Origin of the sequence: Pantoea sp. Pa-EAmG, assembly GCF_030024295.1 — a bacterium.
Classification (GTDB): domain Bacteria; phylum Pseudomonadota; class Gammaproteobacteria; order Enterobacterales; family Enterobacteriaceae; genus Pantoea; species Pantoea dispersa.
Window position 1 is genome coordinate 1 of sequence record NZ_JASEWO010000013.1, and the last position, 16238, is coordinate 16238.

Annotated in this window: 17 protein-coding genes; 12 read left to right on the top strand and 5 right to left on the bottom strand. The window is 57.7% G+C overall.

Annotated elements, in window-relative coordinates; genetic code table 11:
* Positions 1 to 269 (top strand): met regulon transcriptional regulator MetJ (metJ, locus tag QMM04_RS03440; protein ID WP_282995643.1); only part of this gene is annotated, 269 nt, incomplete at its 5' end.
* A 77-nt stretch (positions 270 to 346) separates the two neighbouring features.
* Here the strand turns inward: metJ and rpmE are convergent.
* Positions 347 to 562, bottom strand: coding sequence for a 50S ribosomal protein L31 (gene rpmE / locus QMM04_RS03445; RefSeq protein WP_021506837.1), 216 nt, complete (start codon positions 560 to 562; stop codon positions 347 to 349).
* Positions 563 to 838: 276 nt separating this feature from the next.
* On the opposite strand from rpmE, the gene priA reads away from it, so the two are divergent.
* The 6 genes from priA to QMM04_RS03475 all read left to right on the top strand — a co-directional run bounded on the left by priA (position 839) and on the right by QMM04_RS03475 (position 7828).
* Positions 839 to 3037, top strand: coding sequence for a primosomal protein N' (gene priA, locus QMM04_RS03450; protein WP_282995644.1), 2199 nt, complete (start codon positions 839 to 841; stop codon positions 3035 to 3037).
* 166 nt (positions 3038 to 3203) lie between these two features.
* Positions 3204 to 4241, top strand: coding sequence for a DNA-binding transcriptional regulator CytR (cytR, locus tag QMM04_RS03455; protein WP_021506839.1), 1038 nt, complete (start codon positions 3204 to 3206; stop codon positions 4239 to 4241).
* A 153-nt stretch (positions 4242 to 4394) separates the two neighbouring features.
* Positions 4395 to 5297, top strand: coding sequence for a cell division protein FtsN (gene ftsN / locus QMM04_RS03460; protein ID WP_072209006.1), 903 nt, complete (start codon positions 4395 to 4397; stop codon positions 5295 to 5297).
* Between the two features lie 142 nt (positions 5298 to 5439).
* The gene (gene hslV / locus QMM04_RS03465; RefSeq protein ID WP_125310719.1) at positions 5440 to 5970 is read left to right on the top strand and encodes an ATP-dependent protease subunit HslV; all 531 of its coding nucleotides are present in this window, start codon (positions 5440 to 5442) and stop codon (positions 5968 to 5970) included.
* 11 nt (positions 5971 to 5981) lie between these two features.
* Positions 5982 to 7316: an HslU--HslV peptidase ATPase subunit gene (gene hslU / locus QMM04_RS03470; protein ID WP_021506842.1), complete on the top strand. Its 1335-nt coding sequence runs from the start codon at positions 5982 to 5984 to the stop codon at positions 7314 to 7316.
* Between the two features lie 149 nt (positions 7317 to 7465).
* Positions 7466 to 7828: a YibL family ribosome-associated protein gene (locus QMM04_RS03475; RefSeq protein ID WP_021506843.1), complete on the top strand. Its 363-nt coding sequence runs from the start codon at positions 7466 to 7468 to the stop codon at positions 7826 to 7828.
* A 6-nt stretch (positions 7829 to 7834) separates the two neighbouring features.
* On the opposite strand, the gene QMM04_RS03480 is transcribed toward QMM04_RS03475, so the two are convergent.
* The 3 genes from QMM04_RS03480 to QMM04_RS03490 all read right to left on the bottom strand — a co-directional run bounded on the left by QMM04_RS03480 (position 7835) and on the right by QMM04_RS03490 (position 10776).
* Positions 7835 to 8797, bottom strand: a complete 963-nt coding sequence (locus tag QMM04_RS03480) for a VirK/YbjX family protein (protein ID WP_127833451.1) — start codon at positions 8795 to 8797, stop codon at positions 7835 to 7837.
* A 177-nt stretch (positions 8798 to 8974) separates the two neighbouring features.
* On the bottom strand, positions 8975 to 9592 hold the full coding sequence (sodA, locus tag QMM04_RS03485) for a superoxide dismutase [Mn] (RefSeq protein WP_021506845.1): 618 nt from the start codon (positions 9590 to 9592) through the stop codon (positions 8975 to 8977).
* Between the two features lie 158 nt (positions 9593 to 9750).
* Positions 9751 to 10776, bottom strand: coding sequence for a LacI family DNA-binding transcriptional regulator (locus QMM04_RS03490; protein ID WP_021506846.1), 1026 nt, complete (start codon positions 10774 to 10776; stop codon positions 9751 to 9753).
* A 312-nt stretch (positions 10777 to 11088) separates the two neighbouring features.
* Between QMM04_RS03490 and QMM04_RS03495 the strand changes: the two genes are divergently transcribed.
* Genes QMM04_RS03495 through alsE form a run of 4 tightly spaced genes read left to right on the top strand, consistent with a single transcriptional unit; the run spans position 11089 to position 13843 of the window.
* Entirely contained in the window at positions 11089 to 11529 is a 441-nt protein-coding gene (locus QMM04_RS03495) for a PTS sugar transporter subunit IIA (protein WP_021506847.1), read from the top strand.
* Positions 11530 to 11548: 19 nt separating this feature from the next.
* Positions 11549 to 11815, top strand: a complete 267-nt coding sequence (locus QMM04_RS03500) for a PTS sugar transporter subunit IIB (protein WP_021313417.1) — start codon at positions 11549 to 11551, stop codon at positions 11813 to 11815.
* Between the two features lie 35 nt (positions 11816 to 11850).
* A complete protein-coding gene (locus tag QMM04_RS03505; protein WP_058758148.1) occupies positions 11851 to 13113 on the top strand; it encodes a PTS ascorbate transporter subunit IIC in 1263 nt (420 codons plus the stop codon).
* A gap of 49 nt (positions 13114 to 13162) precedes the next feature.
* Positions 13163 to 13843, top strand: a complete 681-nt coding sequence (gene alsE / locus QMM04_RS03510) for a D-allulose 6-phosphate 3-epimerase (RefSeq protein WP_021506849.1) — start codon at positions 13163 to 13165, stop codon at positions 13841 to 13843.
* Between the two features lie 92 nt (positions 13844 to 13935).
* Here alsE and QMM04_RS03515 read toward each other — a convergent pair whose 3' ends face one another.
* Positions 13936 to 15276: an aspartate aminotransferase family protein gene (locus tag QMM04_RS03515; RefSeq protein WP_058758150.1), complete on the bottom strand. Its 1341-nt coding sequence runs from the start codon at positions 15274 to 15276 to the stop codon at positions 13936 to 13938.
* Positions 15277 to 15449: 173 nt separating this feature from the next.
* Here QMM04_RS03515 and QMM04_RS03520 point away from each other — a divergent pair, with 173 nt between their 5' ends.
* Entirely contained in the window at positions 15450 to 16223 is a 774-nt protein-coding gene (locus tag QMM04_RS03520) for a DeoR/GlpR family DNA-binding transcription regulator (RefSeq protein ID WP_088516188.1), read from the top strand.
* Positions 16224 to 16238: the final 15 nt, after the last annotated feature.

A 16238-nucleotide genomic window follows, 5' to 3' on the forward strand; every position in this document is an offset into this window, starting at 1 on the left:
AGAAGAGCGAGCAGGTTAAGAAGATTACAGTTTCTATCCCGCTGAAAGTGCTGAAGATTTTAACGGATGAGCGTACCCGCCGTCAGGTGAACAATCTGCGTCACGCCACCAACAGCGAACTGCTGTGCGAAGCCTTTTTGCATGCCTTCACCGGGCAACCGCTGCCGAATGATGTTGATCTGCGTAAAGAGCGCAGCGACGAGATTCCGGAAGAAGCAAAACAGATTATGCGTGAGATGGGCATCGATCCCGACAGCTGGGAATACTGAGGCCAGAAATAAAAAAACCCAGCCGAGGCTGGGTTTTTTCTTGCAACCGAATCGTGAAGATTCGCCGGCAAATAATCTTATTTCTTGCTGCCTGGGATGCTGAAACGCTTGTTGAAGCGATCAACACGACCACCAGAATCAACAACACGCTGCTTACCAGTGTAGAACGGGTGGCATTTGCCGCACACGTCCAGGTTCAGGGTACCAGTCATGGTTGAACGGGTGTTGATCACGTTGCCGCAAGAGCAGGTGATGGTCACAGCTTCGTATTTCGGGTGAATACCTTGTTTCATGGGAGAACCTCATAAAAGGCCGTGTCGCTCTCCGTGCCAGGCGAACCTGCACAGCACCACACGCGGTTAATAAATGGTGTATCTTTGACGAGTCATCTCATCAAAGGCGGCATAGTATACAGAAAATGAGCGCATTGATCAAATCCGCGCAATGCGCCGCGCTCTGCCACTCCGGGTAAACGCCTGCAGCCAGCGCCGCCGCGCGCTGAAGTATGACGGGGGTGACGCCAGCGTGTACACTACTTCTCCTTTTTACAGAACCGGATAGAGATCGACATGCCCGTTGTTCAGGTTGCCCTGCCCGTTCCGCTGCCTCGCCTGTTTGACTACCTGCTGCCCGCCGATGCGCCGCAGCCGGTGGCCGGCGCGCGCGTGAGCGTACCGTTCGGCAACCGGAAAATGACGGGCATCGTGGTTAGCACGCGCGCCACCAGCGATCTCCCCCTTGCCCAGCTGAAACAGATTGATGCGTTACTCGATGACCGCTCGCTGTTTTCGCCGGCGCTGTGGCGCATCCTCAACTGGGCCGCCGGCTACTATCACTCTCCGCTCGGCGAAGTGCTCAGCCATGCGCTGCCGGTGCTGCTGCGTCAGGGCAAGCCGGCCCAGGAAGCGCCGCTGTGGCAGTGGGTGGTGAACGAAGCCGGGCGCGAAGTGGCGCTGGAAAGCCTGAAGCGCGCGCCGAAACAGCAGCAGGCGCTGGCGGCGTTGCGTCAGCGGCCGCTGTATCGTCACCAGATCGGCGAGCAGGATTTTACCGATGCCGCGCTGCAGGCACTGCGTGCCAAAGGGCTGTGCGACCTGCGCGAACATGCGCCACAGCAGCACGACTGGCGCGCCAGTTTCGCGGTGAAAGGTGAACGGCTGCGACTGAATACCGATCAGGCGATGGCGGTGGGCGCCATTCGCAGTGAGGACGAACATTACGCCGCGTGGCTGCTGGCAGGCATTACCGGATCGGGTAAAACCGAGGTCTATCTCAGCGTGCTGGAGAATGTGCTGGCGCGCGGTAAACAGGCGCTGGTGCTGGTGCCGGAAATTGGCCTGACGCCGCAAACCATCGCTCGTTTCCGTGAACGCTTCGATGCGCCGATTGATGTGCTGCACTCGGCGCTCAATGACAGCGAGCGTCTGGCGGTCTGGTTGCGCGCGCGCAGCGGCGAGACCGCCATCGTCATCGGCACACGATCCGCGCTGTTCACACCGCTGGCGCGGCCGGGCGTGATCATCATTGATGAAGAACACGACAGCTCCTACAAACAGCAGGAAGGCTGGCGCTACCAGGCGCGCGATCTGGCGGTATTCCGCGCTCACGAAGAAGATGTGCCGATTGTGATGGGATCGGCGACGCCGGCGCTGGAGACGCTGCACAACGTGCGTGTCGGCAAATATCGCCAGCTCAACCTGACCAAACGCGCCGGTAACGCCAAACCGGCGCTGCAGCAGCTAATCGATCTCAAGGGACAGCAACTGAAAGGCGGTCTTGCGCCGGCGCTGCTGGGCAAGATGCGCCAGCACCTGCAGGCGGATAATCAGGTTCTGCTGTTTCTCAATCGCCGCGGCTTTTCGCCGGCGCTGATGTGCCACGACTGCGGCTGGCTGGCGGAGTGTCAGCGCTGCGACAGTTATTACACGCTGCATCAGCAGCATCGTCAGCTGCGCTGTCACCACTGCGACAGCCAGCGTCCGCTGCCGCATCAGTGTCCGGGCTGCGGTTCAACCCATCTGCTGCCGGTCGGCGTGGGCACGGAACAGCTGGAGCAGCAGCTCAGCACGCTGTTTCCTGGCGTGCCGGTGTCGCGCATCGATCGCGACACCACCAGTCGCAAAGGCGCGCTGGAACAGCATCTGGCCGATGTGCATCGCGGCGGAGCGCGCATTCTGGTCGGCACGCAGATGCTGGCCAAAGGCCATCACTTCCCGGACGTGACGCTGGTATCGCTGCTGGATGTCGATGGCGCGCTGTTTTCCGCCGATTTCCGTGCCGCCGAGCGCTTTGCCCAGCTCTACACACAGGTCGCCGGCCGCGCCGGCCGCGCCGGTAAGCAGGGCGAAGTGTTACTACAGACGCACCATCCGGAGCATCCACTGCTGCAAACGCTGCTGCATCGCGGCTATTTTGCGTTTGCCGATCAGACGCTGCTGGAGCGCCAGTCAGTGCAGCTGCCGCCGTGGACCAGCCACGCACTGTTTCGCGCTGAAGATCTGGATAACGCGCAGGCGGCGGAGTTCCTTACTCAGCTGCGTAACCTGCTGGAAGCCAGCCCGCTCAAAGATGGGGCGATGTGGCTGATGGGGCCGGTGCCGGCGCTGGCACCGAAGCGCAGCGGACGCTGGCGCTGGCAACTGCTGCTACAGCATCCGTCGCGCAAGCGGCTGCAGCAGTTGCTGAGCAGTTCATTGCCGCTGGTCACCACCCTGCCCGCCGCGCGCAAAGTCAAATGGACGCTGGATATCGACCCCACCGAGAGTTAAGCCGCGCCACATCTGCGAGCCAGATCGAAAAAAGTCGCACAAGTCACAATTTTTATGCAAATTAAGTAACAACCTCACACGGCGTTGGGTTAACAATAGTGCCCGTTCCGGCACTGGGCCGGCTATGTGTGAATATCTATGCGCTGTACCGCGTCAGGAGTTAACGTTGGATCAGAAGCAACCCTCATCGGCAGCCACCATGAAAGATGTGGCCGAGCAGGCTGGCGTCTCCACCGCCACGGTTTCGCGCGCGCTGATGAATCCGGAAAAAGTCTCCGCCGCGACCCGGCAGAAAGTGGAACAGGCGGTGCAGGCCGTCGGCTATGCGCCGCACGGTCTGGCGCGCAACGCCAAACGCGGCGACACGCAAACTATTCTGGTGATTGTGCCGGACATCTGTGACCCTTTCTTCAGCGAGATTATCCGCGGCGTGGAAGTGACCGCCGCGCAGGAAGGCTATCTGGTGCTGATTGGTGACTGCGCGCATCAGGATCAGCAGGAGAAAACCTTCCTTAACCTGATGCTGACGCGCCAGATTGACGGCATGGTACTACTGGGTTCGCAGCTGCCGTTTGACGCCGGTATTGAAGATCAGCGCAATCTGCCGCCCATGGTGATGGGCAACGAGTTCGCGCCGGAGATGGCGCTGCCCACGGTGCATATCGATAACCTGACCGCGGCCTTTGAAGCGGTGAATCATCTGTTACAGCTGGGCCATCGGCAGATCGCCTGCATCACCGGACCGGAACATATCCCGCTCAGCCAGTATCGGTTGCAGGGCTACATCCAGGCGCTGCGCCGCAGCAATATCGCCATCGATCCCACGCTGATTGTGCACGGCGACTTCACCTTTGAAGCCGGTGCCAGCGCGCTGAAGCAGCTGATGAGCCTGCCGCAGCCGCCGAAAGCCCTGTTCTGCCATAGCGATCTGATGGCGCTGGGCGCGATGAACCAGGCGCGTAAGCTGGGAATGCGTATTCCGCAGGATCTGTCGGTGGTCGGCTTCGATGATATCGAGCTGGCGCAATACTACGATCCGCCCCTGACCACCGTGGCACAGCCGCGTTTTGCCATTGGCCGCGAAGCGATGCTGCTGCTGCTGGATGAGCTGCAGGGCAAACGGGTCAACAACGGTTCACGTCTGCTCGACGCCGAACTCCGCGTCCGCGGCAGTACCGCACCGGCAGCAAAACGCGAAAAATGAATGCGGGAACCCTGCATTTTCAGCAGATTCTGAAGGCAGACTGTGCTGGTCAAAGTTCCAGCCCTTGAGTAACATGACGCATTCCTTGCCGGGCAAAATTAACACCCCATTTACACGCCCAGTGGCATTTTTTTGAAGGGTATCAGAACGAAAGTGGCACAGAGAGATTACGTAGGCCGCGGGCGTTCAACAGGGACGCGTCGCAAAAAACCCGCAGGCCGCAGCAAGAAAAGCAAAGGCGGCTCCGGCACTTCAAAGCTGATGATAGTACTGGCCGTGGCAGTGCTGGTGACCTTTGCCGGTGGTTTATGGTTCATCTCGCATCACAAAAAAGAAGAAACACCGGTGATTCCGAATCATAAAGCCAACGGTAATGGCCTGCCGCCGAAGCCGGAAGAGCGCTGGAAGTACATCAAAGAGCTGGAAAATCGTCAGGTGACCGTGCCGTCGCCCACCGAGCCGTCTGCCGGTGGCGAAATCAAGTCGCAAACCCAGCTGACCGACGAACAGCGTCAGCTGCTGGAGCAGATGCAGGCCGATATGCGCCAGCAGCCGACCCAGCTGAATGAAGTGCCGTGGAACGAACAAACCCCGGCTCAGCGCCAGCAAACGCTGCAGCGTCAGCAGCAGGCACAACAGCAACAACAGCAGTTGCAGCGTCAGCAGCAGCAGTTACAGCAGCAGCAGCGTCAGCAACAGTTGCAGCAGCAGCGCCAGCAGGAATTGCAGCAGCAGGCGGCACGCCAGCAGCAGCAACAGGCCGCGCCGATCACTCGCGAGCCGGCGAAGCCGCAGGAGAGCGCCAAAGCCAAAACGGAAGAGAAAGCGAGCACCCAGCGCTGGATGGTGCAGTGTGGCTCGTTTAAAGGCACCGATCAGGCGGAATCGGTACGCGCCGGTCTGGCGTTTGAAGGTTTCGAAAGCCGCATCACGACTGGCGGCGGCTGGAATCGCGTGGTGATTGGGCCGTTTAAAGACCGCAGCAGCGCAGACAGCACCGTGAAGCGCCTGCACAGCTCCGGCCACAGCAGCTGTATCCCGCTCGCCCTGCCTTAACCCTCCCTGCTCGCCCCCGGCAATTTGCAGCATCAGATATTGCCGGGGGTTGAAACCCCACAGGATTACCCCATATCTGGTTGCATGATACGCCGCGCCCGCTGCGCGGTGTCTTTTTTCCACTGCAACAAGGGGTCTGCCCGTGACAACAATAGTAAGTGTACGACGCAACGGCCGAGTCGTAATTGGCGGTGATGGCCAGGCGACTCTCGGCAATACCGTGATGAAAGGCAATGTTAAGAAAGTGCGTCGTCTCTACAACGACAAAGTCATCGCTGGTTTTGCTGGCGGTACTGCAGATGCCTTCACCCTATTTGAACTGTTCGAGCGCAAGCTGGAGATGCACCAGGGTCATTTGGTGAAAGCCGCGGTCGAACTGGCAAAAGACTGGCGTACCGATCGCATGCTGCGCCGTCTTGAAGCACTGCTGGCGGTCGCTGATGAAAACTCCTCGTTGATCATCAGCGGTAACGGTGACGTGATTCAGCCGGAAAATGACCTGATTGCCATCGGTTCCGGCGGGCCTTACGCCCAGGCAGCCGCCCGCGCGCTGCTGGAGAACACGGAGATGGGTGCGCACGATATCGTAGCCAAAGCGCTGAATATCGCCGGTGATATCTGCATCTACACCAACCACAACATTAACTTCGAAGAATTACCGTCTAAGGCGTAAGGACCAAAACCATGTCTGAGATGACTCCACGCGAGATTGTCAGCGAGCTTAACCGCTTCATCATCGGCCAGGACGGCGCCAAAAAAGCGGTCGCCATTGCGCTGCGTAACCGCTGGCGCCGCATGCAGCTTGACGAAGAGCTGCGCCATGAAGTGACCCCAAAAAACATCCTGATGATCGGCCCGACCGGCGTCGGTAAAACCGAAATCGCCCGCCGTCTGGCGAAGCTGGCCAATGCGCCATTCATCAAAGTTGAAGCCACTAAATTCACCGAAGTCGGCTATGTCGGGAAAGAAGTGGATTCGATTATTCGCGATCTGACGGACTCCGCCATCAAGATGGTGCGCAGCCAGGCGATCGAGAAAAACAAATATCGCGCCGAAGAGATGGCAGAAGATCGCATTCTGGATGTGCTGATCCCGCCAGCGAAAAACAACTGGGGCCAGCCGGAGCAGAGCGCTGAGCCGTCCGCTGCCCGCCAGTCGTTCCGCAAAAAACTGCGCGAAGGCCAGCTGGATGACAAAGAGATTGAGATCGATCTGGCTGCTGCGCCGATGGGCGTTGAAATCATGGCGCCTCCGGGCATGGAAGAGATGACCAGCCAGCTGCAGTCGATGTTCCAGAACCTCGGCGGCCAGAAGCAGAAACCGCGTAAGCTGAAAATCAAAGATGCGATGAAGCTGCTGATTGAAGAAGAAGCGGCCAAGCTGGTGAATCCGGAAGAGCTGAAGCAGGACGCCATCGACGCGGTTGAACAGCACGGTATCGTGTTCATCGACGAAATCGACAAAATCTGTAAGCGCGGCGGCCAGTCGTCGGGCCCGGATGTGTCACGTGAAGGCGTACAGCGCGATCTGCTGCCGCTGGTGGAAGGCTGCACCGTGTCCACTAAACACGGCATGGTTAAAACCGACCATATCCTGTTTATCGCCTCTGGTGCGTTCCAGGTGGCCAGCCCGTCGGATCTGATTCCGGAGCTGCAGGGTCGTCTGCCGATTCGCGTTGAGCTGCAGGCGCTGACGGTCAATGATTTCGAACGCATCCTGACCGAGCCGAACGCGTCCGTGACCGTACAGTACAAAGCGCTGATGGGCACCGAAGGCGTTAACGTTGAATTCACTGAAGACGGCATCCGTCGCATCGCCGAAGCGGCGTGGCAGGTGAACGAAACCACCGAGAACATCGGTGCACGTCGTCTGCACACCGTGCTGGAGCGTCTGATGGAAGATATCTCCTACGACGCCAGCGATCGCCACGGCGAATCGATCACCATCGATGCCGAATACGTTGGTCAGCATCTGGATGAACTGGTGGCCGACGAAGATCTCAGCCGCTTCATTCTGTAATTCCAGCCAATACCCAGCCTTGCGCTGGGTATTTTTTTGCCCGCACGCCGCGCTGCACCCGATTATCCCGTTGCCTCTGTTGTCGCTGCGCTGCAAAAGCGGGCGGATTTGATGTATCCTTTGCCTGTTTTCCTTAATGAGTTTTCCCAATGAAAGAACAAGAAAAAGCCGAGATTAAACGTCTCAGCGACCAGCTGGACGCGCTGAATCGCAAAGAACCGCAGCTGCTGGAAGCGGGCGATGCCGAAAAGCTTGGCGCGCTGCTGAAAGAGAAAGAGACGCTGGTGCAGGAGATTGAGCGTCTGCGCAACGTGCGCGAAGAGAAACTGAGCAAAGAAGCCCAGCAGCTGAAAAAGCTGCCGTTCAGCCGTGAAATCACCAAAAAAGAGCAGGCGAACATGGGCGCGCTGAAGAAAAGCGTGCGCGGCCTGGTGGTGGTACACCCGATGACCGCGCTGGGACGCGAGATGGGGCTGAAGGTGATGACCGGCTACGCGAAGCAGCCGTTCTGATTACCGTTACGCGGCGTGGGCCACGTCGCGTTCTGCCCCGGCAGCCTGCAGCACCTGCTGCGCCAGCGTATCCAGCAAGGCATAGCGGCGGCGATACTCCGCGCGCTTCTTGCTGGCAATCTCTTCCAGATCTTTACGTGCCATGCTCAGCGGCAGCGTAAACAGCTCATCACCCCGCATTTCCCCGCCCAGTGACAGCCAGAACTCGCTATAGCTGGCAAAGAATTTATCACCTTTGCTGTGACGGTAGCGCAGACTGCGGAAAACATGGGTGGTATCGCCGACGGCGGTAATGGCCTGTACGCCGCACTGTGCCGCCAGAATAAATACTGCTTCCATCAGCAGACGCTTGGGAAATACGCCGTGCGCGGCTTTGGTGGCATCGCGAATAACGTCACTGGAAATATGTTTCCGCGGCCCCTGCAAGCCCCCAATTAATAGCGTGCGCTGCTGCTGTTCCTGAATAATAGAGAATGACAGCGAGGCCAGCGTCATATCCTGATAATTAAGCAGCAGCGTAATTTCCCCTTCCCGGTCGTAATGGCCGGAGCAGCAATAAATCGCAAACTGCTCCTCGTTTTTGCCGGTGAAACGGGCAAGGAGATTACCGCTCGGGCTCAGCAGCAACTGGCGCAGCTGATTATTCGCCAGCCGATCCATTAATTGATAATGATCGAGAATCGCCTGCGCACGCTGCGCCACGCTGAAACCTGCGCGCAAATACGGGCGATGCGGCTTAGCCGGCAGTAAGCCCTGGCTGTTTAACAGCTGCGGCAGAAAAGAGAGTTTGGCCAGCTGATGGAGATAATTAAAGGTGGTCAGTGGAAATACCGCTGACCTTAAGGCAAATTTCAGGCGAAATTGCTGGCTATTCCACAGCTTATTTGGCCGCAGCTTTCCACTGACTAAAGGTATAAACAGCGCGGCCGACGAAACGGAGTCCGGCTCAGAATGTGTAATAATAGACATGATTATTTTTACGTCGCGAGATAACTGAAGGCTACTGTATGCCCCAAATTATCAACGGCGCGTTAATAACCACTTTAGCCTGGTCATGACGTGGAGTTTGTTGAGCTGCGGTTTAGGATGGCGATAAAAAAACCGGTGCACGCAGGCACCGGTTATTCACATAGCGTAAGCCAGAACTTATTTTGCCGAGGCGAAACGTGCCGCTGCTTCGTCCCAGTTCACCACGTTCCAGAACGCTTTGATGTAGTCAGGGCGCTTGTTCTGATACTTCAGATAGTAAGCGTGCTCCCACACATCCAGACCGATGATTGGGAAACCAGACACGCCGGCGATGGCTTCGCCCATCAGCGGGTTGTCCTGGTTAGCGGTTGAAACGACCGCCAGCTTGTCGCCTTTTTTCACCAGCCACGCCCAGCCAGAGCCAAAACGGGTCGCGGCCGCTTTCTCGAACTCTTCCTGGAATTTCTCAACGCTACCGAAATCTTTTTCGATTGCCGCTTTCAGGTCGCCCTGCAGCGTGGTGCCGGTTTTCAGGCCTTTCCAGAACAGGCTGTGGTTAGCGTGGCCGCCAGCGTTGTTACGCAGTGGGCCTTTTTTGTCTGCTGGCAGCTGATCCAGTTTGGTGATCAGTTCATCAACCGGCAGGTTTGCGAATTCGGTACCTTCCAGCGCCGCGTTGGCGTTGTTAACGTAGGTCTGGTGATGTTTAGTGTGATGGATTTCCATCGTCTGCTTGTCGAAGTGCGGTTCCAGTGCGTCGTAGGCGTACGGCAGGGATGGCAGTGAATAACTCATGTTCTTCCTCTCCATTTAGTGTTTGGCAGCACAACCTTGCTGGTGTGCCGCATAAGCAGTCGGATCATTATAGTTAAAATCATGATCCGGAAAAGGGTTATCAATGCCTTAGTAATGATAAGGATTTGATCAATCTGGCAAAAGGTGCGCACACACGGCTACACCTTGTGCGTACTGGCGCGCAGCTTAAGCTGCACCGGCAGCTCATTGATGGCAGGCGGCTCGTCGCCGTTGAGTGCCGCCAGCAGGCGTTTACCGGCCATGCGCCCCATCTCCTCGTACGGCAGCACAATGCTGGTCAGCGGCGGCGAACATACCGCCGCCAGCGGGCCACCGCCGATGCTGGCAATCGCCAGCTGGCTGGGCACCGAGACGCCGGCTGCGTGACAGGCCATGATGGCGCCGCACGCCACTTCATCGCTGGTACAGATCAGGACGTCCAGTTCCGGCCAGGTGAGACGGATCTCTGCCAGCAGGCTGTGGCCGGCGGCAAAGGTGGGCATTTTTGGTGAGGTCACCACGCGGTGCGGTGCCAGATTCAGCGCCAGCATCCCGCTGTGCCAGCCATTGAGCAGCTGACGGAAAATAGTGCTATGCGTTTGTGTGCACAGCAGGCCGGGATGGCGATAGCCGCGCTCCACCAGGCTGTTTACCAGCTGACGAATGGCTTTCGCATAGTCCACGCCGATGCTGATGCCGGCAGAATCCTGATGCACGCCGCCGATGTCCATCACCGGCAGGCCGGAGTTGCTCAGCAGGCGCTGCGCTTCGGCGGCATTGTCGAAATTGAAGTGCACCATCGCGGCCGGGTTGTAAGAGAGCAGCATCTCGATCAGCTCGCTCTCCTCCGCCGCCGAATGATTGGCTTCGGCCAGCATCATGTTATAGCCCTGCGGCCGCAGCACCTCCTGCAGCGCCTCTGACACAATCGCGCTGCCCGGCGTCGCAAATGAGGGTACCACCATGGTGATCAGCCGCGACGAGGCTGACGCCAGGTTACGCGCCTGCACGTTGGGCACATAGGCCAGTTCCGCGACGGCCGCGTCGATCCTTGCGCGAATTTCGGGCGACACTTTCTCCGGCATACGCAAAGCGCGCGACGCCGTCATGGCGCTGACACCGACCAAACGGGCAACATCGGCCAGCGTGCTTTTGCCGGTACTGCGCCGTCGTTTTTCTGTCATGCGTTCTCCTGTCTCTACCCTGCTGGTTCCGGGTAGCGCTCGATTTATCCGCACGCAGCTTAAAACCAAAAGCAAATTGGTGCCATGTTAAAAACCACAGAATCGGGCATGTCTCATTGGCTGCGTAATTTTCGCTGGCCTGAGCATGTCACCCCGGCCTCAGCGTGACAAACCGCGCGCGCAAAAATGTTATCGCTAACACACTTTTTAACATCATTCGTGTTAGCGCTAACTTTTGCGAGCAACATCACAGAACCCAGGCGATAAAATCACCTACAGTGCACCGCATCGACGAATAAACAGGAATTACTGATGCTCACTCAATGGCTGACACCGCAACATATCCGGGTAATAGACGACGTTAGCGACTGGCAGGAAGCAGTGCGTTTATCGGCCGAGCCGCTGCTGGCGGAGGGGGCAATTACCCCGGCTTATCTGGATGCGATCTTTACGTCGCACGCTGAGCTGGGGCCCTATTATGTGCTGGCGCCGGGTCTGGCGATGCCGCATGCGCGTCCGGAACAGGGTGCGCGCAAAAACGGCCTGTCGCTGCTGCACGTAAAACAAGGTGTGAATTTTGCCGCCGATGAAAACGACCCGGTGTTTGTCGTTATTATGCTGTGCGCCCTGTCTGGCGACGATCATATTCAGATGATCACCGCGCTGGCTGAGGTGTTCAGCGACGAATCCCGCCTGCAGCAGTTGCTGTCGGCATCGACCCTGCCAGCGATTGAAGCTGTCATTAAAGATTAATCACCAGAGAAACCTGAAAATGAAAAAAGTACTGATTGTGTGTGGAAACGGTTTAGGCAGCAGCTTCATTGTGGAAATGAACGTGAAGAAAATTATTAAGGAGCTGGGTAAAGAGGCTGAAGTGGGTCATACCGATTTAACCTCTGCCAAATCTGAGCAGGCCGATATTATCATCAGCGCTAAAGATATCGCTGACCAGCTGTCGAGCCACAGCGCACAGGTATTTGGCCTGAGCAATTTACTGGATAACGCCAGAATCAAAGAAATTCTCGCCGACAACCTGTAATTGACCCGACGAAATTTACTCACACGGAGTAATTTATGCTGCAGTTTATAATTAAGGATGTTCTTGGAACACCCGCTATACTTGTCGGCCTTTTTTCCCTGATTGGTTTATTACTGCAAAAGAAACCGGTATCCGATGTGATTTCCGGTACGCTAAAAACCATCATGGGTTTTGTTATTCTTATCGCCGGGGCCAACTTAATTGCGGCCACCCTGACCATCTTCAGCCAGCTATTCGAGCACTCGTTCAATATTCAGGGCGTAGTGCCGAATACTGATGCAATGGCCGCGCTGGCACAGAAAAACTACGGTACCGAAACCGCGATGATCATGGTGTTCGGTATGCTGGTGAATATTGTGCTGGCGCGCATCACGCCGCTGAAATACATCTTCCTGACCGGGCACCATACGCTGTATATGTCGGCCATGCTGGCGGTGATCCTGTCGGTGGGCGGCGTGCACGGCTTCTGGCTGGTGCTGATCGGCTCGCTGATTCTCGGCACCATGATGGTGGTATGTCCGGCGATTCTGCAGCCGTTCACCCGCAAAATCACCAACTCGGACGACCTGGCGCTGGGCCACTTTGGCTCGACCGGCTACCTGCTGTCGGCGCTGGTCGGCAAAGCGGTGGGCAAAGGCAGCCCGTCAATTGAAGAGCTGAAAGTACCCAAAACCCTCAACTTCCTGCGCGACTCGTCCGTGGCGATTTCGCTGACCATGATGATTCTGTTTGTCGCGCTGGTACTGGTCGCTGGTAAAGAGTTTACCGAAAGCCAGGTGAGCGGCGGCCAGAACTTCATCGTCTTTGCCATTATCCAGTCAATCACCTTTGCTGCGGGTGTTTACATCATTCTTGCCGGTGTACGCATGGTGATTGCCGAGATCGTCCCGGCGTTTAAAGGCATCGCCGATAAACTGGTGCCGAACGCAAAACCAGCGCTGGATTGCCCGACGGTCTTCCCGTTCGCACCGAACGCCGTGATCATCGGCTTCCTGTGCAGCTTCGCCGCCGGTCTGATCAGCATGTTCCTGTGCCCGCTGTTCGGTCTGAGCGTGATTGTGCCGGGCCTGGTGCCGCACTTCTTCTGCGGCGCGACCGCTGGCGTCTACGGCAACATCACCGGCGGACGGCGCGGTGCCATCATCGGTTCCTTTGTCCAGGGGCTGCTGATCTCCTTCCTGCCCGCCATTCTGCTGCCGCTGATGGGTGACCTTGGCTTCGCGTCCACCACCTTTGGTGATGCGGACTTCGGTATCGTCGGCATTGTGCTCGGCCATATTATTTCGTTCTTCCATTGATGTCACAGACAGCGCCTGCGGGCGCTGTTTGCGTAATGAGGAAATCAGCATGAACGCCCGCTTTTCACCGTCCCTGATGTGCATGGATTTGACCCGCTTCCGCGAGCAGATCGAAGCGATGAACGCCAGCGCCTCGTTCTATCATGTCGATATTATGGATGGCAGCTATGTTAAGAATATTACGCTGTCGCCGTTCTTTATTGAGAACCTGCGTAAAATTACCGATGTGCCGATTGATGTGCATTTAATGGTGAACCACCCGGAAGATATTATTCCGATGTGCATTGATGCCGGTGCGGATATTATCAGTTTCCATCCGGAGACGGCGAATAACAAAATTTTTCGCCTGCTGACGCAAATTAAAGAGGCTGGCCGTCGCTGCGGCGTGGTGCTGAATCCGGCTACGCCAGCCGACAGCATTCGTGAATATGCGCATCTGCTGGATAAAGTGACGGTGATGTCGGTCGATCCCGGTTTCGCCGGACAGAAATTTATTCCGGAAACGCTGAACAAAATTCGCCAGCTGATCGCTATGCGGGAAACGCACGGTTATCACTATCTGACCGAAATCGATGGGTCGTGCAATGCGCGCACCTTTAAGCAGATTGCCGCCTCGGGCGTCGACGTGTTTATTGTCGGCACCTCCGGCCTGTTCAATCTCGATGATGATGTGGCACAGGCGTGGCAGAAGATGGAGCAGATTTTTGCCCAGGAAACTGCCGCGGCGTGATGTCCTTTTAATATATGCCAGATGCGCATCAACGCGCATCTGGCACATTATGCAGTCGGGTTGCCATTCATGGCGACCTGAAATCTGAATAATTAACGCCCCAGCTCGGTCAGCGACTTATCCAGTGCTCCCACCAGCCAGTCGATATCACCGCTCTGGAACGCCAGCGGCGGACGCAGTTTCAGCACGTTGCCGTACGGCCCGGCCACCGACGTCAGCACATGGTGATCGCGCAGTTTCTCGATCAAATCCAGCGCCAGCGCTTTGTCCGGCGTCTTACTGCTGCGATCCTGCACCAGCTCAAACCCAATAAACAGCCCGGCACCGCGCACATCACCAATGCAGTCATGGCGATCCATCAGCTTCTGCAGCTCCGCCAGCAGCTGTGCGCCGACCACGCGGCTATGCTCCTGCAGCCCCTCTTCCTGAATCACCGTCAGCACCGCCTGCGCAGCGGCCATCGCCACCGGGTTGCCGCCAAAAGTATTGAAATAAGGGATCTCGTCGCTGAACGCGGCCAGCACGTCGCTTTTCGCCAGCAGGCCGGAAACCGGAATACCGTTGCCCATCGGCTTACCGGTGGTGACCACATCCGGCACCACGCCGTGACGGGCAAAGCCCCAGAAGGCATCGCCGGTGCGGGCAAAGCCGGGCTGCACTTCATCAGCGATAAAAATACCGCCGTTAGCATGCACCACATCCACCGCTTGCTGCAGGAATCCGCGCGGATTAGGCAGCACGCCGTCGGAGGAGAAGATCGAGTCGGCGAGGAAACCGGCGAATTTAATGCCGTGCGCTTTCATGTCATCAATCTGCTGCTGTATCTGATCGGCGAACCATGCCCCGAGGTCGGGCGCATCGACACGATAAGCATCCGGTGGTGGCACCAGGCGGGTGGTCGCGGCCAGCGGCTGACCGCTACCCAGCGCCGGTGACGCGCCAGAGGTCAAATCACTGGTACCGTGGTACGCCTCCTGCGAGACAATAATGCCGGTGCCGCCGCTCCAGGCGCGCGCCACGCGAATCGCCAAATCGTTGGCTTCTGAGCCGGTACACATATACATGGCGCGATCGATGGCTTCCGGCGTGGTCGCCAGCAACGCTTCGCTGTAATCAAGAATGCGCTCGTGCAAATAACGCGTGTGCGTGTTCAGCATCTTCATCTGCTGATTCACCGCCTCAATGACCGCCGGATGGCAGTGGCCGATGCTCGCCACATTGTTATACACATCCAGATATTTGTTACCCGCCGCATCCCACAAATACTGCCCTTCGCCGCGCACCAGATGCACCGGCTTGCGATAAAACAGACGATACGATTCGCCCAGCACTTTGCTGCGCTTGTCCGTCAGAGTGCGGGTGGCCGGATCCAGCGCGTCGGCGTGTTCGGCGCGAAAACTGTTGGTATCCATGATGGTGGAACGTGTAACCATGGTAACTCCCGTTGCGAAGGTGAAAGGGGTGTTTGCAGCCTGATCTCTGCGAACATCATGCCTGCTTTAGTGAAAAATGCAACCAAATACACAAATACAACCAAATACACATGACGCCACGATGACACTCAGGTAAGCTTAGGCCCAGCTTCGCTCTGCCACAGGGAAACGTCATGCTGCAGGAAACCCGTTTACATCGCATCCGCGCGCTGCTGAGCACGCAACATCAGCTCAGCACTGAACGCATCATCAAAGAGCTGGGCATTTCACGGGAAACGGCACGGCGCGATATCATTTCGCTTGAGGCGCAGGGGCTGGCGCGCCGCGTACATGGCGGTCTGGTGGCGCTGGAGAGCCCGCCGGAGCCACCGCTGCAGGTGCGCCGTAACGCACAGGCCAGAGAGAAACGCGCGATTGCCGCCGCGGCGGTACAACATCTGCAGCCCGGCCAGACGCTGTTCCTCGATGCCGGCACCACCACCACGCTGCTGGCTGAAGAGCTGCGCACCATGTCCGGCCTGACCATCATCACCAACAGTCTGCAGGCGGCACTGGCGCTTAGCGCGGCCGAAGAGCATGAAACCCTGAATAACCAGGTGCTGCTGCTGGGCGGCATGATGATGGCCGGCGCGCAGCAGACGCGGGGAGAAATGACGGTGGGGGAAATTTATCGATATCGCGCCGACGTGGCGCTGCTGTCACCGGTCGGCATCGACGCACGAAACGGCGCCAGCAGTTTCCATCCGCATGAAGCCGCCATCGCGCACGCCATGGTACAGCAGGCCAGCCGCACCCTGCTGCTGGCGGATCACAGCAAACTCGGCGTGATCAGCCGTACCCAGTACGCCCCTGTCGGCGATATCGATCTGTTGATTTGCGACGGCGGCGCGGCAAAGCCCGGTGCGCTCAGCGCTCTGCAGCAGGCGTTAGCGGTGCAGGTGGTGTAAGGAACTGCCCGATGC